Source organism: Terrisporobacter muris (assembly GCF_024621905.1).
Lineage (GTDB): Bacteria > Bacillota > Clostridia > Peptostreptococcales > Peptostreptococcaceae > Terrisporobacter > Terrisporobacter muris.
In genome coordinates, this window is the sequence record NZ_JANKBY010000533.1 from 1 (window position 1) to 1,525 (window position 1,525).

Annotated in this window: 1 protein-coding gene; it reads left to right on the forward strand. The window is 27.6% G+C overall.

Annotation, left to right across the window (positions count from 1 at the left end):
• Positions 1-43 precede the first annotated feature (43 nt).
• Positions 44-1,315 (forward strand): CapA family protein, encoded by a 1,272-nt coding sequence (locus NSA58_RS20040; protein ID WP_074429196.1) that lies wholly within the window; start codon positions 44-46, stop codon positions 1,313-1,315.
• Positions 1,316-1,525: the final 210 nt, after the last annotated feature.

Genomic DNA, 1,525 nt, shown 5'->3' on the forward strand with positions numbered 1-1,525 from the left:
AGTAAGGGGTTTGTGGAAATTAGTTATTAAAGGGGGATAACTTATGTCTAAAAAAAGATCTAGGAGAAAAAATAAGAATAAGAATAAATCATTTAAAATTATTATAGTTGTTACTTGTATTATTGGAGTTTTTTTCATCCATATCAAAATAAACAATAATACAAACGAAGACAAAAAAGAGAATGCTATTACTTCTGTATTTAATGAAGATGCCGAGACTTACGAGGCTTCCATATTAGCTGCTGGAGATATTATGGTTCATACTCCTCAATTACAGGCTCAGTATGATTCTTCTACTAAAACTTATGATTTTGAAAATAATTTTAAATATGTAAAAAAGTATGTTGAAAAAGCCGATTATAGCTTGGCTAATTTAGAGACAACGCTAGCTGGCAATGAAGTATATCCATACAGTTCTTATCCTATGTTTAATTCACCTGATGAATTGGCTGATGCATTAAAAGATACTGGTTTTGATTTATTATCGACAATAAACAATCATAGTTTTGATAAAAGTGATTTAGGTGTTAATAGAACATTATATACTTTAAAAGAAAAGGGCTTTGATACAGTTGGTACAAGAGAAAATACTGCTGATGATGAATACATAATAAAAGATATAAATAATATTAAAGTGGGTATCACATCTTATTCTTATGGAGATGTAAAGGATGATAATAAATATTTAAATGGAATTAAAATATCAGAAGAATGCGAAGGTAAAATGAATGTTTTTGATTCTTTAAATGTGGATAAAGCTTTTAAAACTATTACCTCTACTACAAATAAAATGAAGGATACAGATATGCAGGTTGTTATTTTACACTGGGGTATAGAATACGCGAGAAATGAAACAAATTTCCAAAAACAATTAGCTCAAAAGCTTTGTGATGCTGGTATTGATATTATAATAGGTTCTCATCCTCATGTGGTGGAACCTGTTGAAACAATAACTTCCTCAAATGATAAAAATGAAACTCTTGTAATCTATTCCTTAGGAAATTATATATCTAATCAAAGAAGAGAGACTGTTGGGGCATATAGTGAAGATGGGTTAATGGTTAATATTGACATAAGTAAAAAAAGTAATGAAGAGGAAGCAAAAATTGAAAAAGTTACTTGTATACCTACTTGGGTAAATAAGTATAGTAACGGATATAAAAATATTTACGAAATTATTCCTATAGACGATGAAGATTATTTGAATTCCATTGCTTCTTTAAATAAATATAACATGAAACAATCATATAATAATACGGCATCTTTGATAGATACTTCTAATATAATTACTGTTGTTGATAGTCCTTTTAAATAAATTATAAACTTATTTAAATATAATAAATCCCAGCCTTATTTTCGAGGCCAGGATTTTTATTTTTATTATTTACTATTTAATTCAAATCTACCATTTGGTGTTATGTCCACATTTATCAGTATTTTAATATTACCTTTTCCCAAGTTAATCTCCTCTTGAACACTAACATTTAAAAGCAAAAAATTTACTTCTCTTAATAAACTGAGTAGG